Genomic DNA, 20,805 nt, shown 5'->3' with positions numbered 1-20,805 from the left:
CTTACTGTGATGGGGTTAAACGCTTTAATTACCTGGTAAAAATTGTTATTTGCCCTCCTGTTTTAAACAGATCGTGCGGTACAAAATGCCCTTTGCTTGTTTTCCCGTTCACTTTTATAGTTGTAAGGGTTCTGCCTTTGCCGGGTTTAGTTATAGTAAGTGTTTTACCACTGCTTGTGCGCCATTTTACTTCATCAAAAAGCGGTACCGTAACAATATAACTGGGGTCGGTTGCCGAAAAAGGGTACAAACCTAAAGAACTGAATACATACCATGACGACATCTCGCCGGCGTCGTCCATGCCGCTTAGTTCCAGGCCCTCCTTACCAATTCCGTATAAATTATTCAGAATATAATCGATAATTTTCTGTGATTTTGCGGGCTTATCAATAAAAATATAAGCGAATGGCGCCTCATGATCGGGCTGGTTACCCTGGCAATACTGGCCTATCATCGTCTCTACATTCCGGGCTATATGATTGGGGTTCCAGGGTAAGGTAAACAGCGAATCTAACTTTGATTCGAACCCTTTGGGGCCACCGTAAAGTTCTATCAGGCCCTTCATATCGTGCGGTGCAAAAAACGATACCTGCCAGGCATTTGCCTCGCGGTACATATATTCGTAATACGGGTATTGCGGATCGAATGGTTTGATCCAGTCGCCGCTCTCTAACCTGCCCCGCATAAACCTGGTAGTGGGGTCGAACATGTTCTTATAATTTTTCGAGCGGGCCATCAGTATACGGTAGTTAGCGGTATCGCCTAACTTTTTTGCTATCTGCGCTACAGAATAATCATCGTAAGAATATTCCAGTGTTTTGGATACACCTGCTTTGGCCTTTGTTTCCACATTGGGGTTAGGAATGTCAGGGTCTGATATATAACCCTTTTTAATGTATTCGCTAATGTACGGGCGGGCGCCCCCTTCTATATTGGCATTACGCAAAAGCAGCTGATAGGTGGCCTTAATATCAAAATTATCAATACCCCTCAGGTAGGCACCCGCTATTGATGATGCCCCGTGGTCGCCATGGAAAAAGGTAGGCAAAAACCCTGTTTTATCACCAACATCCTTCATAGATTTAATAACATTAAGGGTAACCTGCGGGGTAACCAAGCCCAAAAGAACATCCTTATTACGATAAGTGTCCCATAAGGATGGCTCGGTATAGTAAGTGATACCTGTATTTACCACTTTCTTTTTAGCATCTGTAAACTCGCCGTTCACGTCGCTGCGTAAAGCAGGCCACAAAAACGACCTGTATAAGCATGAATAAAACATTTGCGTTTGCTTTGCCGTACCGCCCTTTACCTGGATAGCCGATAACAGTTTCTCCCATTTTTGGGTTGCCTCGTTACGGATTGTCTCAAAAGATTTGCTGCCTATTTCTGCTTCCAGGTTTTCTTTAGCGTTCTTTACGCTTACGAATGATAAGCCTATTTTAAGCTCCACCGGCCCTGTACTTCCGTCGGCCAGGTCCAGCATGGCAAAGCCCGATCTTTTCCCCTCCTCGGTTAGCGCTAACTTTTTAATTTTGGTGTTAATAGTAGCATAAAAGTAAACGTTTTCGCCACCCTGGAATCCCTGTACGGCGTTATCGCCTGCCAGCTTAATATTCCAGGTGGTTACCCTGCTGTTGGCTTTGCCAAGGTCGAAAAGTATCTGCCTGTTTGTGTTGTTTTTATATTCGTACCGGTGAAAGCCCGCGCGTAAGGTTGATGTTAAGCTTGCGTTTACCTTGTAGTCGTCTAAATAAACCTGGTAAAAACCCGGCGCCGAACTTTCCCTTTTATGCGAAAACCTTGAACCGAATTTATCACCGGGATTGGAAACCGGCAGTATAGGAATATTACAAAGGTTCCAGTGGCCCTTATTAGTGTGCGTAAACCCCAATATCACCGAATCTTCGTACTGGTACCCTGCACCCGAGCCATATGCCGTCATGGGGCTTAACTGCACCATAGCGTTTGGTAACGAACTACCGGGAAATACCAGCCCAGCCCATGAGCGCCACCCTTCGGGCAATTTGTAGCCGAGTATTTTGGGGTCGTTAAGGGGTGCGGTACCAATAAATGTGTTTACATATTTGGTATAATGGGTTTGTTGGGCCCTGGCAGCACCAACTGTGCAGGCAAGCATCAGTACAAAAAATACTTTTTTGGTCATCAGTTATAATTGGTTGTAAGCGGCGATAAACAACAACGCTTACCTTATTCGCTAAAAGTTTACACAGGTTTATAGCAGGGAAATTGCCTGCTATTTATATTAAGATGCAATACCGGGGCGTATCCCCCAAAAGAATTTCAAATTTATATGGCTGCTAAATTCCGTTAGAGGCCTAATTGGCTATTTTTAACCAGCCTGTTATACTCATCCTTGGTAAATGGGTAACTAAAACTTCGTGCTCCAGTTCGGTGCTTTTAAAGAATACGCTTTTTCCCGCGTTTGGCGAAATATCCTGCGATCCGTTTTCCTGATAGATACGTAAGGCCCCGCCATTCACTTCGGCATTCAGGTAAATGATCATAGAGAAAGCCCTTGTGCCGTTCTGCTTAAAATTATCAAGGTGCCGTTTATAAAAACTTCCTTTTTCGTAAAGGGTGTAATGAAACTCGTAACCGGTTATACCTGCATAACAGCTACTGTTAAGATGGGTAACGAAGGTATCCATCAAATCAAAAAAATCGTTCTCATAAACGTTATTATGATCGCGGTCCAGCCAGTAAATTTTATCGCTGCGCACCAGCTTATCATGATTTACCAATTGGTTATTACCGGTACCGGCAGTAAGCAGCTTGTTACCGACATATAGCGCGTTGATGTTGTTTACCAGGTTTGCGGATAATGCCTGGGTGATAAAGTTTTTAACCGTGCCTACCCTGGTGGCCAGGTAGGTATCGATAAGCTCGTCGAAGATGATTTCCAAATTGATGTAAGGTACATCAATTACATCCGCTTGGTGCCATTTAACATTTATATAATTTAAAATTCAATCGCTAATGGTAAGCACCCTGCTACATTTTCGCGACAGGGGCCGGATTATGCCGGATCTTCTCGTCGTACAGCACTATTTTACCGTTTTTAAGCAAAACATCATCGGTATAATAAAGCGAATCCGTTTTACCTCTTTTATCTGTCCATTTTTCCATGTACCAAAGGGTAACCCAGGTGTCCTTTTTATCAGGGTAATATGTGGTCATCCACGATTCAAACTCTTTTGACACGGTAACCAGGTCTCCCCGCATCTGGCTTATTATCTTTACCAGGCTGTCCTTTTTACCCGTAAAAGAAAAGTTATCTGCCATAAAGGTAACAGTATCTGCAAAGCCCTCTGTGGCCCCTTTAATATCACCGTCTACATATTTCTTAAGGCAGTTTAGTACTATCAAAGCGTTTTTCTCATCACCCTTTTCCCAGTTAATAGAGTATTTGGGTTTAAACGGGTAGCTAAGCTTAGCGGTGGTATCGGTTTTAGGCTGGCCGGCAGTATTTGTTTGCTTGCACCCTGCAAACACAATACATATAATTGCTAATAGTAGGATCTGTTTCATGGTTAAGGCTGATTATAAGTTATTTATAAATAAATATATAAAAAGTTTCAATCTATTGTATTTACTAAAGTACCAAACAAGGAATTTTATAGCTTTATACCACTATGCTATATATTACACAGCTTATTTACATAAAACCAGGGCAGGAAGTTATTTTTCACCAGTTTGAGGATGTCGCTATTCCCCTTATTGCAAAATACAATGGCACATTAATGCTGCGGGTACGGCCAGATGAACAGGTTATTATTGAAGGTAACATACCCATCCCCTATGAAATTCATTTAGTTAAATTTACGGATGAGCGCGACCTCGAAAACTTTATGAAGGATGAGGAACGGAAAAAATTCCTGCATTTAAAGGAGCAGTCGATAGAGTCTGTTATGCTGATAAAGGGGGTGAAATTATAAAGAAAAGCCCCCCGGGAGGGGCTTTCTTTTATTTCGATCTTACAAAATCCAGGTCCTGGAAATCGTAACTAAAATCGGTAGCGGGCGATATAGGTTTCATTTTAAGCCCAAGCGGTTTCCCATTCTCGTCAGTAGTGAACATGGCAAAGGCATCTGCATCCATACTGCGCTTGTTCCATTTTACCACAAAGGTATTGCCCTTGTAATAAAACATTTGCCCGGCTAAAAGTGGCGAACGTTTTGAGGTGAACCAAAGCTGCCCGTCCTTTTGGCTGATGGTAACATCGCCCAGCCAGTTATCATGGTAAGTACCGGTATATAAGCTGCCGTCTACAGGAGATTTCTTTTGTTCCTCTACCTGTTTCCAAACGGCAGTAACAACACTGGCGGCGCCTCCAAAATTTCCCTTTTCAACATCGCTGTACAGTTTTACCCAGTCTTTGCCGGTATCGCCAATATAGCTATCGATGATCTCGTTGGTGACAGAGGTAAATGCACCGCCCGACTGCTGGTTGGTGAGTACTATGATCCCCAGTTTTAGTTCGGGGAACAAGGTAACCTGGGTAACCATGCCATCTAAGCCGCCGGTATGGCTGGCCTTTAAATAACCTTTGGCATCATTAAGGAACCAGCCTAAGCCGTAGCCGCTAAAATGCGTATTATAGGGGCCGGGCACACCAACAGGCAGCGCTGTTTGTACAGTCCACATTTCGTGGTGTATGCGGCTGCTGAACAGGCGTTTGCTTAGGTCGTCGCCATATTTACCATCATTCATTTGCATTATTGCCCATTTGGCCAGGTCGTTTACGCTGCTGTAAATACCACCCGCAGCATTAGTTGGCTCGCTGGTGCTGCGCGGTATTACCACCACTTTACCATCAACCTGCGCGTGCGCGTCTATATAATTTTTTGTGTTTTTGATGCGGCTGTATGACGCGAAACTCCCTGTCATTTGCAGGGGTTTCATGATCCTGGTTTCGATAAAGTTTTCCCAGGTCATCCCGCTTACCCGGGCAATAACTTCGCCTGCTACAATGTATAGTTGGTTATCGTAATCAAATTTACTGCGGAAACTGCTTACCGGCTTTAAATAGCGCAGGTTATGTATAATATCCTTCACCGTAAAATCTGCCGAATCGGGGAATATCATCAGGTCGCCGGCACCCAGGCCTAAGCCGCTGCGGTGGGTTAGCAGGTCGCGGATGGTAAATTCAGCTGTAACATAAGGGTCGAACATTTTAAATTCGGGGATATAATCTGTAACCTTATCATTCAGTTTAAGCTTGCCTTCGTCAACCAAAATACCAATTGCCGCTGTTGTAAAGGCTTTGCTGTTTGATGCTATACCAAACAGCGTGTTAGCATCAACTTTTTGCTTAGTGCGTAAGGATGCAACCCCATATCCATTAGCATATACCAACTTGCCGTCCTTTACAACAGCCACAGCTATGCCGGGCACATCAAAGGTTTTTAAAGCCAGCTGCGCCAGGCTATCAATTTTTGCCGGCGACATTTGTGCCCTTACATTAATTGCGCTTAAAATGCCTGCTATAGCGGCAAAGGGTATAATATATCTAAATTTCATGCGATTGGTCTTGATTGGTTCAATATAGGTAATTACTAAATATTACTTCAAAATAATTTCAGCACAATCTTCTCCATTAAGCTTAGCATAAAATGAATGCAGTTACCCTACAAGCTAAACCGATATTCTTTTTGTAGATTTATATTGCGTTGTTTAGCACAAATCCCTAAATTGAAGTTTATGAGATCGGGAGCACTAAAAATAGCATTCATTTATGTTGCGGCAGGTGTTCTGTGGATCACACTTAGCGATAAATTGTTGCTGGCGCTGCAAAGCCACCTCGATTTACAAGTTGTATTATTTATCAGCAGCATTAAAGGCATTGGCTATGTAGTGCTAACCGGCGTGCTTTTGTATAAGCTTATCCGGATCCATACGAAGCGCCTGTCTGAGAGCGAGCGGCGCTACCGCAGCTATTTTGATGATAACCCAAACCCCATGTGGATAATTGACCTGCGTACCCTGGCCTTTATGGCGGTAAACGAAGCAGCTATAGTTTTTTACGGCTACAGCCGGGAAGAATTTTACAGGATGAACGTACTCAGTATAAGTCCGCCGGAAGATATTAATGCTGTTTATTCGGCTGTTAGAGAATTGCAGCCGGGGATGAATGATAATGGCATTTGGCGGCACCGTAAAAAAGATGGAACTTTTGTAAACGTTGAAATTACATCGCACCTTATCCGCAAACAAAAAAACGGCAATCTTATGGCTATGATCAAGGGCTTAAATTGATATACTATTTATTGCGGCAATTTTAAATATCTTTATCAACCAAACCCGCAATTAATTAAAAATGAAAGCCCTGGCTTTACAATCCGCAAAAAAACTTTACGGCCTGGACCATTTGCGCGCCTTTGCCATCTGCTATGTTTTAATTTATCATTACCGCCTTTTTGGCCGCCCCGATTGGGTACCGGTGGTTAGCAACTTCGGCTGGACGGGCGTTGACCTGTTTTTTGTTTTGAGCGGCTATCTTATCTCCTCGCATTTGTTTGCCGAACTTTCAAAAACAGGCACCTTATCTTTAAAAAGGTATTTTATTAAACGCTCGTTCCGTATATTACCCGCTTACATTTTTATAGTGGCTGTTTACTTTCTTGTACCGGCCTTCCACGAAAAGGAGTCGTTATCCCCCCTTTGGCGTTTCCTCACCTTTACCAAAAACTTCGGGTTGGATATGCAGGCGGAAGGCACTTTCTCACACTCATGGTCGCTTTGTGTAGAAGAACAATTTTACCTGGTGCTGCCCATGGTGCTGCTGGCCTTAGCCTGGTATAAAGCAGGCAAAAAAGGCCTGCTAATATTGGTTGGCGTATTTGTGGCCGGTTTTGCCGTTCGCTGGTATGGCTGGCAGCTAATTGAACCATATATTGATACTGCCGGTTTTCGGGTATTGCATCATAAATATATTTACTACCCAACTTACACACGGCTTGACCCCTTGCTTATGGGTATTGCAGTATCGGCCTTATATAATTATCGCCCTGCCTTCGGCAGTAAAATAGTAAGGGTAGTAAACTGGTTAATACCAATAGGGATATTGGTTTTGGTTGCGGCATATTACATAAACCGGAACGAGGCAAGTATTATCTCGGTTGTTTTCGGCTACCCCGTGGTGGCTATTGGTTATGGCCTTATTGTAATGGCTGCGGTACATCCATCATGTTTTTTGTATAAGTACCGCTCGGCAGTTACCGAAAAAATTGCAATGCTATCTTACAGCCTGTATCTTTCGCACAAAGGCTTAATGCCTTTAACCCAAAAGCTAATAGCGCCTTATGGCTTTAGCCCCAATAGTAATATTACTATGCTGATATGCTTTGTAGTAGTTGTTGCTGGCGCAATATTGCTGCATATTGTGGTGGAGAAACCGTTCCTGAAAATGCGGGATAAGTTTTTGAGACCAAAACCTGCAACCCCTGAAGAGGTACAGATTATCATGTCTTGATGAATGTTACATTGGCGCTACTCTATTTTTGAAGCCAGCAGTATGGCGATGGATAATGCAACCCGTTTCAGCTTTTGTCATTGTTTCAATGTTGAGGCCGATATAAATACCGGCCTCAACATTGTCTGTCATTTCCTTTCTATAGATATTACGTACTGAAAAAGCACATTGATATTGATTATTTTCAGTTAAATATATATTAGGAAACCATCGGGGTTGCTGCAATTTAAAATACTAAAATCGCGACCTTTTTCGCTATATAAATATCGTTCAGGTATATATTTTTTATTTTTGGGAATTTTCCTCAACACTCACCTCTGCTAAATTATCTTTTATATTCCAGTCTGTAAGCAGGTAATTCGGGTCGATAACAGCCCTGGAAGGTTTTACAGGGACTGTAACTGAGATGGTTTGCTGATCAGATCTTAAAAAGTGCTTCTGAAGGTAAAGCAGTTTACCTGTTTCCTCTCCATTTTTGGCAGGGGCAAATATCCCAACCTCTATCCAATCTTTTAACGGAACCCGCTTCTCTTCCCCCCGTTCGCTCACTACAAATTTGCGGGCCTGCACGCTAAATGTCACCTGCCAGGTGCCGGCTTTAGTTTGTTTGATAGTTGCGTGTTTAGCTTTCAGGTCCCAAAACGTGTTTTCTTTAAATAGGTTGTGCAGGAGATAGCGGAGCGAATCTGGTGTTACTGCCTCCAGTTCCTGGTAAAGGTTTAAAGATGTAGCCATGGGCGTTTTACCCGGACTGTGCTTTTGCAGCAATTGGCTAAGCGCCATATTAACACGGCTTTTACCTATATATTTACTAAGCGTATACAGTGCAAAAGGCCCTTTACGGTAATTTTGATAAAAGTCTGCAGCTTGCAGGAGTGGCAGAGCAGCCCGGGTACGTGGCGTTTCGTACTCTTCCCGCATAAAACTTAGTAACTTTTCCAGGTGCTCAGGCCCGTACTTTTCTTCCAGTACACCCATAGCCGAATACCACGCCAAACTCTCGGAAAGCAGACCAGCACCTTCTACATAGGCGGATTTTAATTGATTGCCCCACCACTGGTGTGCAACCTCGTGTGCCACCACTGCCGTTACCAGGTCAAAACCGCGTGCGTCTTTGTCCGGGTTCATCAGGAAAAATCCTTCCCCGGTAGTGATATTGGCCGGAGCGGCATGGTTCCCGCCGTCGCGGCCCGGCTTGGCCACAAACCTAAGCTGGCGGTACCGGTAAGGCCCAAACTGCTTGGTATAGTAATCCAGGGATGCTTTAACGCTCTTCATCATCCGCTCCAAATTCATAGCATTAGCAGGATCGTGGTAGATCTGGATAGATACAGGCCTCCCGCAACCTTGCGGCGGGACCCATTGCTCTTCATACAAAGCGTACGCGGCCGAAAAGAAATTATATTCGTTTCGGATAGGGGCATCGGTAATATAGTGGAAATAGCGCCGGTCGCCTTTCTTCCATGTCTTTTGCAGGGTGCCCGGCGCTATCGCTACCTGATCAGTATCTGTACTTACTAACGCGTCCACCCATACCTGTTCGGCAAATGGGGCATAATTTCGGGCTTTAACATTATACACCGAAGCAGTTGCCGGCCGTGGGGCAAGACCGTATTTTTTCCGGCCTCCCGCGTTGTCCAGTTCCCGGTATTGCTGGTACCCCATAACAGGCAGCCATTCGTAGTTGCGCAAGCCGGCAAACTTTTCGGTTATTGACGAATCAGCGCCGTTGTTACTAAAGCCCCCCGCTTTATGATATACCTTAAAATTTAACAGCAGCGTATCACCGGGTTTTAGGGGGTTTTTAAGTGCATAAATAAAAAAACCTGACCCATTATCTGCAGGTACCTGTATAACCGGCCTGTTAAAAGTTATGCCCGTGGTTGTGCCTCCCTCGGGAGCTGCCATCAGCAAAGTATCTATAGAAACGTTTTGCTTGTTTACTAACAGGTAAGTTCCCTTTAATTCAAACTCGCGCCGCGCCGGGTAAATTGCTACCTGTAAATTCACTTTAGTAAGATGGGGCTGCGGTGTGTAAGCATACCTGCCATACCGGTGCTCGTAAGCAGCACGGCCTGCAGATACTTCATCCTCATTTGTGTAGTTATTAAGGATGTTTGTATTATATAAGATATGCCCGCCTGTTGCAAGGATCAGCCCTGATATGATAAGAGCTGCCAATGCTGTAGGCCGGGTGAAGCGCCGGCGGGCCAACTTCAATCGCCTAAGCAAACTTTCGTCGCGGCTGCGTACCCAAAGCAGGCTTGCTATCACTGCCAACAATACGGCCCACGCGGCCCAATATGCTTTAAACCAAAACCAGGGTGCAACAGACGAACCAAACCCCCCCATGCTGGTATATGACCATTTAGGGCTCGATCCAAAAATCAGGAGCTTGTGCTCTATCCCAAGCAGCGGGGCAAATAAAATGCATCCAAAGGCTATAAGCGCAACTAAATGACCAAGGTATTTTTGATTGATGATTACATGGATCCACAATGCAAACAGGGCGAACAGCAGGCCTTCTATCAATTGGAAACCGAAGAGTACTTTTAAATACAGCCCTAACCCGACGTAGGTACCGCCAATAGCTATTTGCGCGATTACCCCGGCAATTAGCAGAAATACCAGCCATACAATAAGCATAAGGCAAAGCGACAGATATTTGCTAAGGAACAATATCCATTCCGGCACCGGTGCCGCGTTAGCAAGTTCGCTTAATCCGCTATCTCTTTCGCGCCAGATGAGTTGGCCAGCATAAAAAATGATCAGCAGGAAAATCACTATCCAGAACTTTCCGGGTGATGTAATAGGTGCAGTCAAAACTTGTAAAACTTGCTCGGTAACGGGTAGTAAAGGAACACCTTTTGCTTTTAAATTGCCGGGCATAGCAAAACCTACCACCATCGCCAGGCAGCCTAATAGAACAAGCCCTACGCGGCTTTTTGCCAGTGCCCAAAATGATGTCCAGGTTGTAACTTTTAACTGGTGTAAATGTGTTGCCGGGCTATAAGCCGCTTGCACCTGCGGTAACAATTCTGCTTTTTCCCAGTTTAGCAAGCCCGGGTCGTTTACATTTGCCGGCTGTGAAGGGTTCTTTTTACCGGCGCTGCCGGCAGAAGGTATTGCAAAGCGGAAACGAAAATAGGCGACCGCCAGCATGCAAGCGGTAATAAATAACCATAATAAACGGTTCGCCATAAATGCGCCATCGGGTTCAATAAGGCGGGCGTTCCTTTCTATCGGGCTCCAATCATTCAGGTGGTTCATTACCGAATTTAAATAGATAGGATCCATAAAGGTTTCCAGATCCCTCAGCCCTAATGCTCCTAATACTTGCCCTCCCAGGTAAGCAGTCATAGCAAGTGTTACACCACACAGGTAGCTTGCCATGGCGCTTCGTGTAAGTGTGGCCATGGCAAACTGGATAGCTGTAGCAATAAAGGCGTTGGGCAAGATCACGTAAAACAAAATGCTTAGATAACTTGCCGACCGGAATGGCCCCAAAAGGCCAGGCTCTATCCCGGTTAGGTATGTAGCCGACAAGATCCCTGCAGGTATGGCGAGCAGGATCATTATATTGAGCACAAATGCCGCGATAAACCGCCCGCCCAGGTATTCGGCCTTGGTGGCCGAGGATGTGTAGGTAAGCGAGAACATGCGTGTTTGCACATCTCTTGCCGCGGCATCTCCCGCTATTGATGCACCTATCAAAAGCCAAAACATGCTGCATACAACAGCAACAGAGGCGATAACCACCGGCGCATTGATCATAAAATAACCATTGCGCGCATCATCAAGGTAGTTAGCTGTGATGGTTAAAAATGCAATACCAAACACCACCGCGAAATAAAGCCATGTTGTAACCTGTCGGATTTGGTAAACGAATTCCAGTTGAATGATTTTTCGCAGCTTCATGGCTTTGTACCCTCCGCATTTTGTTGAACCCCATAAAAGCCGGCCATAGTGCTGAAGTAAATATCTTCCAGATCCGGCTCTACTTTTTCAAAATCATTACCCGGATTGGCCAAGCTGTAAATGTGTACCATAGTGCGCCCGCCAAGGAACTTAGCCGAAATGACCTGATGCTCCTGCGCCAAACCTGCCAGCATGCTTTTATCAATCAACTTTCGCCATATTTTTCCATTAATGTCGGCCACTGCTTTATCTGTTTGTGCCTCAAGCAAAATCGTCCCTTTATTAATAATGGCAAGGTTGGTACAAAGTTCAGATACATCTTCAATAATATGTGTGGACAGGATAACCACACTTTGCTCGCTTAGCTCGCTTAGCAGGTTCAAAAACCTTACACGTTCAGCAGGGTCGAGCCCGGCTGTTGGCTCATCAACAATTAACAGTTTAGGGTTTCCCAAAAGCGCTACTGCCACACCAAAGCGCTGCCGCATACCGCCCGAGTAGCCACCCAGCTTTTGCTTGCGCTTATCCCACAGGTTGGTTTGTTTCAGCAGGCCCTCTGTTACTTCTTTGCGTGCTGCACGGTTAGTGAAGCCTTTAAGTACCGCGAAGTAATCGAGCAGCTCTTCGGCAGTGGCTTTTGGGTATACGCCAAATTCCTGCGGCAGGTAGCCAAGTGTCCGGCGTACTTCCTCCTTTTGGTTAATTACATCTGTCTCTCCCAAAAATATCTGTCCCTGGTCAGGCTCCTGCAGTGTGGCCAAAGTACGCATAAGCGTAGATTTACCCGCCCCGTTAGGTCCCAGTAGCCCATACATTCCCGGCGGGATAGTTAGCGAAATGTTATTTAACGCCTGAACACCGTTGGCATAAGTTTTACAAACGTTGCGGATGAGCAGGCAATCTTTATGTTCTTCTATATTTTTCATTTTTTGATATATCTTTCATTGTAAAAGAAGCGCCTTCATTATCAATTGCGAAAACAGATATGCAGTCTCTATAAACTAATCGACAAACACCCCTTTTATTCCCGCCAGGCACCTACCGGCTCATTCCGGTTATTTGCAGATCAGATAAGGGCGTTGGTCGAGCAGGTGGTTGGAGAATGACAGGAAAAAATACCTTTGTTGTATGAATCGGATTAAAAAGCTATTCGTGCTGATACATGTTGTTCTTTGGACAATTTTCAGCCTGCTGGTAGTCTTGCAACTTAGAACTGATGGTAACCAGCACTGGTTAATCGCAACCCTGGGGTTCATCCTGACGGGTTTATATGCTTTTTACAGCCACTTTTTTTTGCTAACCCGCTACCTGGGTAAAAACCAGCCGGGCGCTTATTTTATAAGGTTTACAGGAATTGTGCTGAGCGGGCCGGTAATATTTATAATTTTTCAGTACATCAGGCAGGATACCCGCGACGATCTGTTCGAGTCTTACTTAATGTCGCTCATCTCTATCGTGCTCATCTTCGTGCTTTTAGGCTGGCTGGCCAGGATTACGGAGAACCTGGTGCTCAACACCATCAGGAAAGAGCAGCTGGAGAAACAGGCCGTGGAATCGGAGCTGTATTATCTTAAATCCCAGATAAACCCGCATTTTTTATTTAATACGCTTAACAATATCCATACCCTTGTTTATAAACAGGCGCCGGCAGCGCCAGAGGCCGTTATGCGCCTGGCATCTTTAATGCGCTACATGATCTATGAGTCGAACGCCTCCATGGTGCCGCTTACCAGGGAGATAGATTACCTGCAGGATTATATGGGTTTGCAGCAGCTGCGGTACAAAAAAGCCCTGGTAGCAGATCTTGAAATAAAAGGAAATGCGGCATCGTGTAATATTGCGCCCCTGTTATTCATCCACCTGCTGGAGAATGCCTACAAACACAGCCCTGCGCGGCTGGAGCCGGGCGATATTAAGGTTGGTATCGGGATCATAGGAAATTCCCTTACCTTTCATATTAAAAACCCAATGAACGAAAAACATGTGAACACACTGGAAGGCCCGGGTGGTATTGGCCTGCAGAATGTAAGGAAAAGACTGGCGTTATTGTACCCGGGCGCACATACATTGGAGATAAATACTACAGACGGAATGTTTAATTTAACTTTAAAGATCAGCGCATTACACTCACCTGCTTCATGAAAGAAAAGCTCACCTGCTACATAATTGATGATGAATACCTGGCCCAGGAAATACTGGAAGAGTACGTAATGAAAGTGCCTTTCCTGGAACTGAGGGGCACCTTTATGAGTCCGCTGGAAGCGGCCGTGCGTATAAAAGATGATAAACCCGACCTGCTTTTCCTGGACATCAACATGCCCGACCTGGATGGGCTTAGCTTTATACCGATGCTAAACCCCAAGCCTATGATCATACTAACGACGGCCTACGACCAGTACGCGCTTAAAGCCTTTGAACTGGAAGTAAAAGACTATCTGGTGAAGCCTTTCCCGTTTGAACGGTTCTATAAAAGTGTACTGCGCCTTTACCAGGAACATAGTGCTACACTACAGCCCGAAAAGAGTGATATTAAGGCGGAGCCGAAAAATGAGCCGGGGTATATCTTTCTAAAGGTGGGCCACCGCATCCGAAGAATCGCGATCTCCGATATTATATTTGTAGAGGGCACGAGAGACTACCTGCAGATCCATACCGCCAAAGAAAAGATCATGACCCTGCTGAACTTTGCTAAACTGGAAGAACTGCTCCCTACCCGGGGGTTTGCCCGCGTGCACCGGTCGTACATGGTGGCTATCGATAAGATAGACCATATCGAAAAAAACAGGATCAAAATCGCGGACCAGCTAATTCCAGTAAGCGATACCTATGCCGAGGCCTTTTACAGGATGTTAAGGGGGATTTTGTAGCGACGGCACTTTTAGTATGAGTTACACAGGTTTCCTAATTAGCCGCCTAATGTAGACTATAATAAAGTATATAAACCGGAAATTGAATTAAACAAAAAAGCCCCGCGGACTTGCGGGGCTTTGCTCCACTGACTGGACATAACATTTGGTAGAACAGTTGAAGCTTTTAAATGATTTAAAAGTTGCTTAAAAGGGGTTCGAGTCCCCTAAGGGCTACGGTAAACGTCGATTTCTTACAAGAGATCGGCGTTTTTTGCTTTATAGGTCGCGTAATAGGTAAAATTTATCTGGAATTGAATGACGCGGAATGAAGTTGAAACACGTTTACCGCCATCTCCAAACGCATATCATTAAACTGCATCCGCACCGAACAACTGAACATTTAAAAAGGCTTTGGGCTTGTTCAATTCAGACCTATTTACGCTTGATTTACCCATCATCAAAAAGGGTAAAATTTCATGAGCAAGTCGAAGTTTTTGCGGTCTGAAGTCAACGACAAGACTTGTTTGAAATGGATTTTATGTCGGATAACTTAAACCAAAGTTATAACCTTTGCCCCACCGGGGGAAAGGAGTTCTTAATCTGTATTAAAATATTTCTCTCTCCCTGTTAGTGCTTCAAAGTAAAAATTCAAGAAATCAAAGCTCAGAGATGAATTGATTGAACCTGATTCAAATGAGATTTGATGAATCAAATGATGAGCCCAATTAAATCGTTAATCTCAGATTTATCTATACGATGATAAAAACGAAGTATAATAAGTTGGCATGCGCCGCTTGCGAATTAAGCTTTAATAGCATTAAATTAGTTTATTCGAAAATTAAGCCTCCGGCTCATCCGAGGTTAGCGATTTAAGCCAAAGAATTTGATGCGAGCGCAAAGATAATCTCCTCTCGTGGGTTACGACCCAACCGGGAATACTTCAAAGCCGAGGCATAAGAAAAGATGCTTTAAATGATTGTTATGGAAAGAAACATACTACTACTTGTTTGTGAAATCGTCTACAAACTTTTCGAGAAGTTCATTATTTGCAGCTATTAATTCATTCTGCTGTTTCAGTAGTTCATTTGTGGCGCTTTGCTTCGCACTGATTTCATTCATTTTCCAGTACCAAGTGAAAAATTCACGTATCACAAGGAATACGATAAGTACACCTGCAATAACAAATAAGGTTTGTAACCAAGTCATATTAATGGGTTAGAGTATGTTAGATTTTTTTGCAGTAAAACAAGAACTTTCCCGCGTCATTTTGAATTGTGACACAGATATCAAAGCTGGCATCTTTGCCGCCAATTGTTATTTGAATATAGCTTTGGGGATACGATAAGCCATCAGCAACAGAAAACTCATAAGTTTTTTCAGTTTTGTCTGAATTAAATCGCACAGCTTTTAAAGTTAAATAGTGGTCGGTAGCTTCATTGTTAGGATTTATTAACACTAAATTGTAGTGTGAGCCAATGAGAGATTTGAAGTTAAAATCGGATTTAAAAAGGAAGGTGCTATTCGATTGTCCAATATTTATCTTGCCATTTTCATACTGCCCAATCTTAATTTGCTTTTTAGATACGTACGTTTGCTGAGAAAATGATACTTGTGCAGAAACGAGTAGGAACACAAAAATTAAAAATGTTTTCATTGAAGGTTTTAGATTTTTACCTCCAGTTCCAAAAGGTGGGTTAAAAAAAACAAGCGTGAAACTGAAGCCTATAAATCACTGAAAGAGAGGCAACTGGTATCGCCCACACGCAGGAAATAAATAGTGCAAACAGCTCACGCCTGTGGCATGAGCGTTCAGCTTACTATTCCCCTTGTGTTAAAAATTACCAGTTTTTCTCTTTCAGGAACTATGTGCTAACGCTGTATCGTTATAATTATATGTTGTATTACTTTTTATCTATTCAATAAGCATTTGAATTTTGTTTCACTGGCTAATATCGGGTTTAATTCTGGAAAATAAATGATAGTCATTCAGAAGACTTACGATTGGCACTACTTGCTTTAGCAGAGCGTAGCTCTGTCTTAGTATACTTCTTTCTTGAGCATAGCGAAAGAGAGAAGTATACCGAGTTCTTTTATAAAATTGCTATCTATAGTTGATAACTAAACCTTTTTATCTTATTATGTAGTGGCACCGACCTCTCACTGGTCGACATTTCGCCTTCTCAAAGGTCGCTATTTCAGCTTTTTTAATTTCCAATCTTCTTCACCCCCCCCTTTAATAAATTATTGAATTGACGTACAGATTGTTAACGCTCCTGAAAAAAAAAGATTTAAAAAAACATCAAAAATGCCAGTTTTCGATGCTTCAGGGAAGTTATACATAGTATACAACAGCAATTAAAAATGAAAAAGACACGAAATCAAGAATTTGAAAATCAATGGGGACAGTATGAAATTGGACGAGTTTTTTTTTATGCTCCGGCTGCTATAGTCGAGGATCAGAACTTGAGTTTTCAAGCGAGGATACTATTTCTCATCATTAACTCCTACTGTAAGAATAAAGGGTATTGCTATGCCGGTATTGAAACCCTTTGTAAAAAAATGGCATTGAAGGAAACGATGTTAAAAAAATATAAAAAAGAACTTAAGGATAACCAAATCATTAAAACTTCATACAAAAGAGATCGCGAGCACCCTTCTCGAATTTACATAAGATTTGATACTCTGATGGAACGTTATCCTAAGTTACCAATAAGAATTCCTGAGGGTTGTAGATTATCACATAAAGCCGAGCAAAGATTAAGAAACGCTCGAAAGCATCTGTAAATCAATGTATTGTCCTAAAATAAACTTAATCAAAAACTTTATTTTTCCAATAACTCGCTGGAGATTAGCCAGTAAAATAAACCCATCGACATGAAAAATTCGATTAATATAAGGCCTGTTATCAGGCATGACAAGCAACGCAAAGACGGTCTATATCCGTTAAATCTTTCTATACGCGTAGGAGGTGCAACTAACCGGGTGTCAACAGGGAAATACATCCAGGCAAGCGATTGGGACAGTAAAAGCGGTTGTTTAAAAAACAATACTAAAGCTAACCAATTTATAAATCAGATACTCGCGGCACAAATGAAAAGTTGGTGGGAGAAGATGTATACTCTTAAAACATATCGGTCGACATTAAACGTCCTCAAGAAATTTGCGCCAAAGGCTTCATTTGGTGATCTAACTTATGCCTTTATTCAAAAGTTTGATGTGTATATGAGTCAAAAAAGGGGTAATTCACTTAACGGTCGATGGGGGCGGCACAAATGTTTGCGTGCAGTGATACGTGAAGCTATAAAAAAAGAGCTAATAAAGGAAAGTAATTACCCTTATAGGCACTTTGAGGTAAAGTCCACGGTAAGTAAACGTGAACCTTTGACTGTAGCTGAAATTCAGGAGATAAAAACACTATTGATCCCAGAAAAGAATGGTTTTTTAAACAGGGTGCGGGATATATTCTTGTTATCTGTTTATACAGGACTACGTTATAGCGATATTATGCGATTATCTTTTGAGCACGTAGATGCGGAACTTAATCTAATTGTAATCGAAATGCAGAAGACCAAAAAGGTGGTAACAATACCTGTTTTACCAGATGCCAAACTTATTTTGGAGAGATATACCAAGCACAAGATCAAAACCGTTGGCTTGACCATAATGCCCCAAATGACCAATCAAGTCCTCAACAGGGAATTAAAGATATTGATATCAAAGACCAACATTACTAAAAATGTCACTTTTCACATAGCGCGATATGCGTTCGCGTCTTCACTTGTTCAGGCTGATATCAACCCATTTATTATGATGGAACTTATGGGGCATGCAAGAATAACGCAAACTCAAACTTATATCAAACCCGCCAAAACAAACCTTGTAAAATCCATGGAAAAACTTGCTGACACCTACAGTAAGGCGGTTAATCACGGGAAACAGAAAATCGAAAACCACCAGGCAACCTTACTGCATATTTAAACCCTAACCATTTAAATCAATGAAAAATAACACCGTAAAACAGATACAAACCCGTAAATACTATGCTTCGCCGCGTCTTACACATGAGTTTAAATTAAAGCTTAAAAGGGACATTAAATGGTTGTATGTAAACAAAGAATTTATTGAGTTCATTGAAGCCACTATCAAAAAATTGCCAAAGAAAGATGTTCTTCCATGCCTGTACTATTTCAAAAAACTGGCGGTTCAGGTGCGAAGAACACCAGAGCCGGAACACTATAAAGCGTTCGAAGGTTTATATGATGAACATATATCGGAAATAATCGATGAACAGAAATTTTATAATCCTGTGAAATGGATTGATGCGGAAATCGAGGAAATAATGGCGGTAGCTGGGTTGGCAACAGTAAACGCCTACGGCGCTGACGAAGATTTTAGCGAATTTAAACCAAGCTTTGACCCTGAGCTTGTACCCGAAAAGAAAGTGATTGAAATGTTAGGCATGAGCAAAAGTAAATTACTTAGGCTACGGGCAGAAGGGATGCCTTACCAACAAATTGGCAAACCGATATTTTACAACCTGAAAGAATTGAAAGAGTGGCTTAAATGCACCGCCGCTTAATTGCCGAGCCTGATCCGAAAGAATCAGGCTTTTTTCATGCTTTTAAATGCCGAGGCGCAACGATTAAGTAATTAAGCAGATAAGTGCCCATGCGAAAAAGAAATTAGCCATCGCAACAAATTTCACCAATAAAATCAATCCTATCATAAATTATTATAATGATTAAGAAATATAAAACCAACCATGTTAAAGAACACAAAAAACAACAACATTGCGTAACGTGTAATCGCTATGTAACTTACGATGAACGTTACCCTGACTATGTATGCAAGAAGTGCGTTGAACTTGCTATTGATAAAGGTGGTAAATCAGTAACGTTCTTTAATATCACTGATTCAGGGCATGGATGTCAAGGTAAATACGTTGACGATGGCAAGCTTTGTAGGGGAACAACCTGTTTCATCAAAGGTGTAAGATGTTTTGCTGAAGAAGCATACTTTGGAGGCATTGTCATCAGACCATTTAAGCGCAATCGCAAAGCCGGGGACATATTAGAAAAACTTGGAAGTCTTGAGCCTTGATGAGCGAATGATACACTTAAAAATACTTTTCGCTTTCTCAGATAAGAGGAGAAAAGGGGGCTGGGGGGAAAAGTGGTGTTTGGCTGTGTGCGCCGCAGGCATTTCTCTGGGTAAAGGTAAATCTATTCTCTCTCTGAGAAAGTAAAATGTGATATTCTTATCTGATGATGTACAACCCCAAATTAAATCATTAGATAAAATGCAAAGTAGGCTTTGAAGCTTGATGAAACTGTAAGTTAATCAAGTCTCAAGGCCTATTTTGTTGAAGATAATATATTTGGGTCTGATGATAAATATAAAAATCTCTCCTTATATCAGATTTTATAATGAACAAATCACGTTGTTATATTAACAAAATCAAACGGTTTCTACATAATTAACGATGAACTTTGCTACCTGTTCCTGCTCTGCTATTGTTAAAATGTCTCCATCATAAATCCAGTACCCTTGTGCATCAAATAATATCCTGCCAAAGTAATCAGGGTCTTTTTCATATTCTGTATATAAAAGGTAGCACAACGCGGCATCTTTGCTGTCTAAATCTAATATAATACGCACCACCTCATCTGGTTGGTTCATGCGTTTAATCCAAGCCCGGGCATCATTAACCAAATAAGCATTGTTTATCATCAAAACAAAAGTGAAAAATATTTTGTAATAATTCATATGAATTGCTAAAAATATTAGCATAGATTTGTATTAGTAATTATTTGTGATGGCCGATAACAAAAGAGAATTGATTAACAGTTTGCAGAAAAATATTTTGCAATGGGAAGGTTACAAGCCGCCCTCTCTTAGTGAAAGGAAGTTATTTGGTTTAAATACTATTGAGGCAAACTTTCCGAATGGTATATTCCCCATACGTGCCGTACATGAATTAGTTTGTGATAATACGGAACAGGCCACTGCTTCAAGTGGTTTTATCAGTGGCCTACTATCAGTATTAATGCAGAATAGCGGGGCATGCTTATGGATAAGCCTATCCGGAAATATGTACCCAGTAGCGCTAAGATCATTTGAAGTTGAGCCTGACAGAATAATTTTTATCCAGCTTAAAAAAGACAAAGATGTGTTATGGGCGATGGAGGAAGCTTTGAAGTGTGCCGGTCTAACAGCTGTTGTAGGAGAATTGTCTGAGGTTGATTTTAAACAATCGAGGCGTTTACAGTTGGCCGTAGAACAAAGCGGTGTAACCGGTTTTATACTCCGTAACAGATCAAATAAAATGGGATCAACTGCTTGTGCTGCGAGATGGCATGTTAAACCTTTAGCAAGCGAAGCAATAGACGGGTTGCCGGGTTTGGGGTTTCCCCGCTGGCAGGTTGAGTTGTTGCGCGTACGCAATGGCAAACCGGGTAATTGGGTTGTTGAATGGTCGGATACTGGGTTTACACCAATACTGAAAGAACAATTAGAACATCAAATACAAAAAGTAGGATGAGC

At 42.5% G+C, this 20,805-nt stretch carries 20 protein-coding genes; 10 read left to right on the top strand and 10 right to left on the bottom strand.

Annotated elements, in window-relative coordinates; genetic code table 11:
• Nucleotides 1-28 precede the first annotated feature (28 nt).
• From EWM62_RS08695 to EWM62_RS08685, 3 genes are all read right to left on the bottom strand, one after another.
• On the bottom strand, nucleotides 29-2,167 hold the full coding sequence (locus EWM62_RS08695) for a GH92 family glycosyl hydrolase (RefSeq protein WP_129876265.1): 2,139 nt from the start codon (nucleotides 2,165-2,167) through the stop codon (nucleotides 29-31).
• Between the two features lie 172 nt (nucleotides 2,168-2,339).
• Entirely contained in the window at nucleotides 2,340-2,927 is a 588-nt protein-coding gene (locus tag EWM62_RS08690) for a 2OG-Fe(II) oxygenase (RefSeq protein WP_129876264.1), read from the bottom strand.
• Nucleotides 2,928-3,015: 88 nt separating this feature from the next.
• On the bottom strand, nucleotides 3,016-3,552 hold the full coding sequence (locus EWM62_RS08685; protein WP_129876263.1) for a hypothetical protein: 537 nt from the start codon (nucleotides 3,550-3,552) through the stop codon (nucleotides 3,016-3,018).
• 104 nt (nucleotides 3,553-3,656) lie between these two features.
• Between EWM62_RS08685 and EWM62_RS08680 the strand changes: the two genes are divergently transcribed.
• Entirely contained in the window at nucleotides 3,657-3,959 is a 303-nt protein-coding gene (locus tag EWM62_RS08680; protein WP_129876262.1) for a DUF1330 domain-containing protein, read from the top strand.
• Nucleotides 3,960-3,987: 28 nt separating this feature from the next.
• Here the strand turns inward: EWM62_RS08680 and EWM62_RS08675 are convergent, their stop codons facing one another.
• The gene (locus EWM62_RS08675; RefSeq protein ID WP_129876261.1) at nucleotides 3,988-5,544 is read right to left on the bottom strand and encodes a serine hydrolase; all 1,557 of its coding nucleotides are present in this window, start codon (nucleotides 5,542-5,544) and stop codon (nucleotides 3,988-3,990) included.
• Between the two features lie 180 nt (nucleotides 5,545-5,724).
• Here EWM62_RS08675 and EWM62_RS08670 point away from each other — a divergent pair, with 180 nt between their 5' ends.
• Nucleotides 5,725-6,279 carry a PAS domain S-box protein gene (locus tag EWM62_RS08670; RefSeq protein ID WP_162499809.1) on the top strand — a complete coding sequence of 185 codons (555 nt, stop codon included), beginning with the start codon at nucleotides 5,725-5,727 and terminating at the stop codon, nucleotides 6,277-6,279.
• 61 nt (nucleotides 6,280-6,340) lie between these two features.
• The gene (locus tag EWM62_RS08665) at nucleotides 6,341-7,495 is read left to right on the top strand and encodes an acyltransferase family protein (protein ID WP_129876259.1); all 1,155 of its coding nucleotides are present in this window, start codon (nucleotides 6,341-6,343) and stop codon (nucleotides 7,493-7,495) included.
• 6 nt (nucleotides 7,496-7,501) lie between these two features.
• Here EWM62_RS08665 and EWM62_RS19670 read toward each other — a convergent pair whose 3' ends face one another.
• From EWM62_RS19670 to EWM62_RS08655, 3 genes are all read right to left on the bottom strand, one after another.
• A complete protein-coding gene (locus tag EWM62_RS19670) occupies nucleotides 7,502-7,627 on the bottom strand; it encodes a hypothetical protein (protein ID WP_262708469.1) in 126 nt (41 codons plus the stop codon).
• A 153-nt stretch (nucleotides 7,628-7,780) separates the two neighbouring features.
• Complete coding sequence (locus EWM62_RS08660; protein ID WP_129876258.1) at nucleotides 7,781-11,413, bottom strand: ABC transporter permease/M1 family aminopeptidase; 3,633 nt, start codon at nucleotides 11,411-11,413, stop codon at nucleotides 7,781-7,783.
• A complete protein-coding gene (locus EWM62_RS08655; RefSeq protein ID WP_129876257.1) occupies nucleotides 11,410-12,339 on the bottom strand; it encodes an ABC transporter ATP-binding protein in 930 nt (309 codons plus the stop codon). Before EWM62_RS08655 ends, EWM62_RS08660 begins: the two co-directional genes overlap by 4 nt.
• Before the next feature lie 202 nt (nucleotides 12,340-12,541).
• Between EWM62_RS08655 and EWM62_RS08650 the strand changes: the two genes are divergently transcribed.
• Nucleotides 12,542-13,555: a sensor histidine kinase gene (locus EWM62_RS08650; protein ID WP_203235012.1), complete on the top strand. Its 1,014-nt coding sequence runs from the start codon at nucleotides 12,542-12,544 to the stop codon at nucleotides 13,553-13,555.
• Nucleotides 13,552-14,280: a LytR/AlgR family response regulator transcription factor gene (locus EWM62_RS08645; protein ID WP_129876256.1), complete on the top strand. Its 729-nt coding sequence runs from the start codon at nucleotides 13,552-13,554 to the stop codon at nucleotides 14,278-14,280. The genes EWM62_RS08650 and EWM62_RS08645 overlap by 4 nt, the downstream gene beginning before the upstream one ends.
• Before the next feature lie 981 nt (nucleotides 14,281-15,261).
• On the opposite strand, the gene EWM62_RS08640 is transcribed toward EWM62_RS08645, so the two are convergent.
• Both EWM62_RS08640 and EWM62_RS08635 read right to left on the bottom strand, forming a co-directional pair.
• The gene (locus tag EWM62_RS08640) at nucleotides 15,262-15,468 is read right to left on the bottom strand and encodes a hypothetical protein (RefSeq protein ID WP_129876255.1); all 207 of its coding nucleotides are present in this window, start codon (nucleotides 15,466-15,468) and stop codon (nucleotides 15,262-15,264) included.
• 19 nt (nucleotides 15,469-15,487) lie between these two features.
• Entirely contained in the window at nucleotides 15,488-15,916 is a 429-nt protein-coding gene (locus EWM62_RS08635) for a hypothetical protein (protein ID WP_129876254.1), read from the bottom strand.
• A gap of 707 nt (nucleotides 15,917-16,623) precedes the next feature.
• On the opposite strand from EWM62_RS08635, the gene EWM62_RS08630 reads away from it, so the two are divergent.
• The 4 genes from EWM62_RS08630 (at nucleotide 16,624) to EWM62_RS08615 (ending at nucleotide 19,362) form a co-directional block, all read left to right on the top strand.
• Nucleotides 16,624-17,046, top strand: coding sequence for a helix-turn-helix domain-containing protein (locus tag EWM62_RS08630; protein ID WP_129876253.1), 423 nt, complete (start codon nucleotides 16,624-16,626; stop codon nucleotides 17,044-17,046).
• 90 nt (nucleotides 17,047-17,136) lie between these two features.
• Complete coding sequence (locus EWM62_RS08625) at nucleotides 17,137-18,240, top strand: site-specific integrase (protein ID WP_129876252.1); 1,104 nt, start codon at nucleotides 17,137-17,139, stop codon at nucleotides 18,238-18,240.
• 19 nt (nucleotides 18,241-18,259) lie between these two features.
• Nucleotides 18,260-18,841, top strand: coding sequence for a helix-turn-helix domain-containing protein (locus EWM62_RS08620; RefSeq protein ID WP_129876251.1), 582 nt, complete (start codon nucleotides 18,260-18,262; stop codon nucleotides 18,839-18,841).
• A 158-nt stretch (nucleotides 18,842-18,999) separates the two neighbouring features.
• Nucleotides 19,000-19,362 (top strand): hypothetical protein, encoded by a 363-nt coding sequence (locus tag EWM62_RS08615; RefSeq protein ID WP_129876250.1) that lies wholly within the window; start codon nucleotides 19,000-19,002, stop codon nucleotides 19,360-19,362.
• A gap of 357 nt (nucleotides 19,363-19,719) precedes the next feature.
• Here the strand turns inward: EWM62_RS08615 and EWM62_RS08610 are convergent, their stop codons facing one another.
• The gene (locus EWM62_RS08610) at nucleotides 19,720-20,052 is read right to left on the bottom strand and encodes a hypothetical protein (RefSeq protein WP_129876249.1); all 333 of its coding nucleotides are present in this window, start codon (nucleotides 20,050-20,052) and stop codon (nucleotides 19,720-19,722) included.
• Nucleotides 20,053-20,077: 25 nt separating this feature from the next.
• Here EWM62_RS08610 and EWM62_RS08605 point away from each other — a divergent pair, with 25 nt between their 5' ends.
• Nucleotides 20,078-20,803, top strand: a complete 726-nt coding sequence (locus EWM62_RS08605; RefSeq protein WP_129876248.1) for an ImuA family protein — start codon at nucleotides 20,078-20,080, stop codon at nucleotides 20,801-20,803.
• The last annotated feature ends 2 nt before the right edge of the window (nucleotides 20,804-20,805 follow it).

This window comes from Mucilaginibacter terrigena, assembly GCF_004168255.1.
GTDB classification, from domain to species: domain Bacteria; phylum Bacteroidota; class Bacteroidia; order Sphingobacteriales; family Sphingobacteriaceae; genus Mucilaginibacter; species Mucilaginibacter terrigena.
The sequence above is the reverse complement of the archived record's forward strand: the minus strand, read 5'-3'. Positions and strand labels throughout refer to the sequence as shown.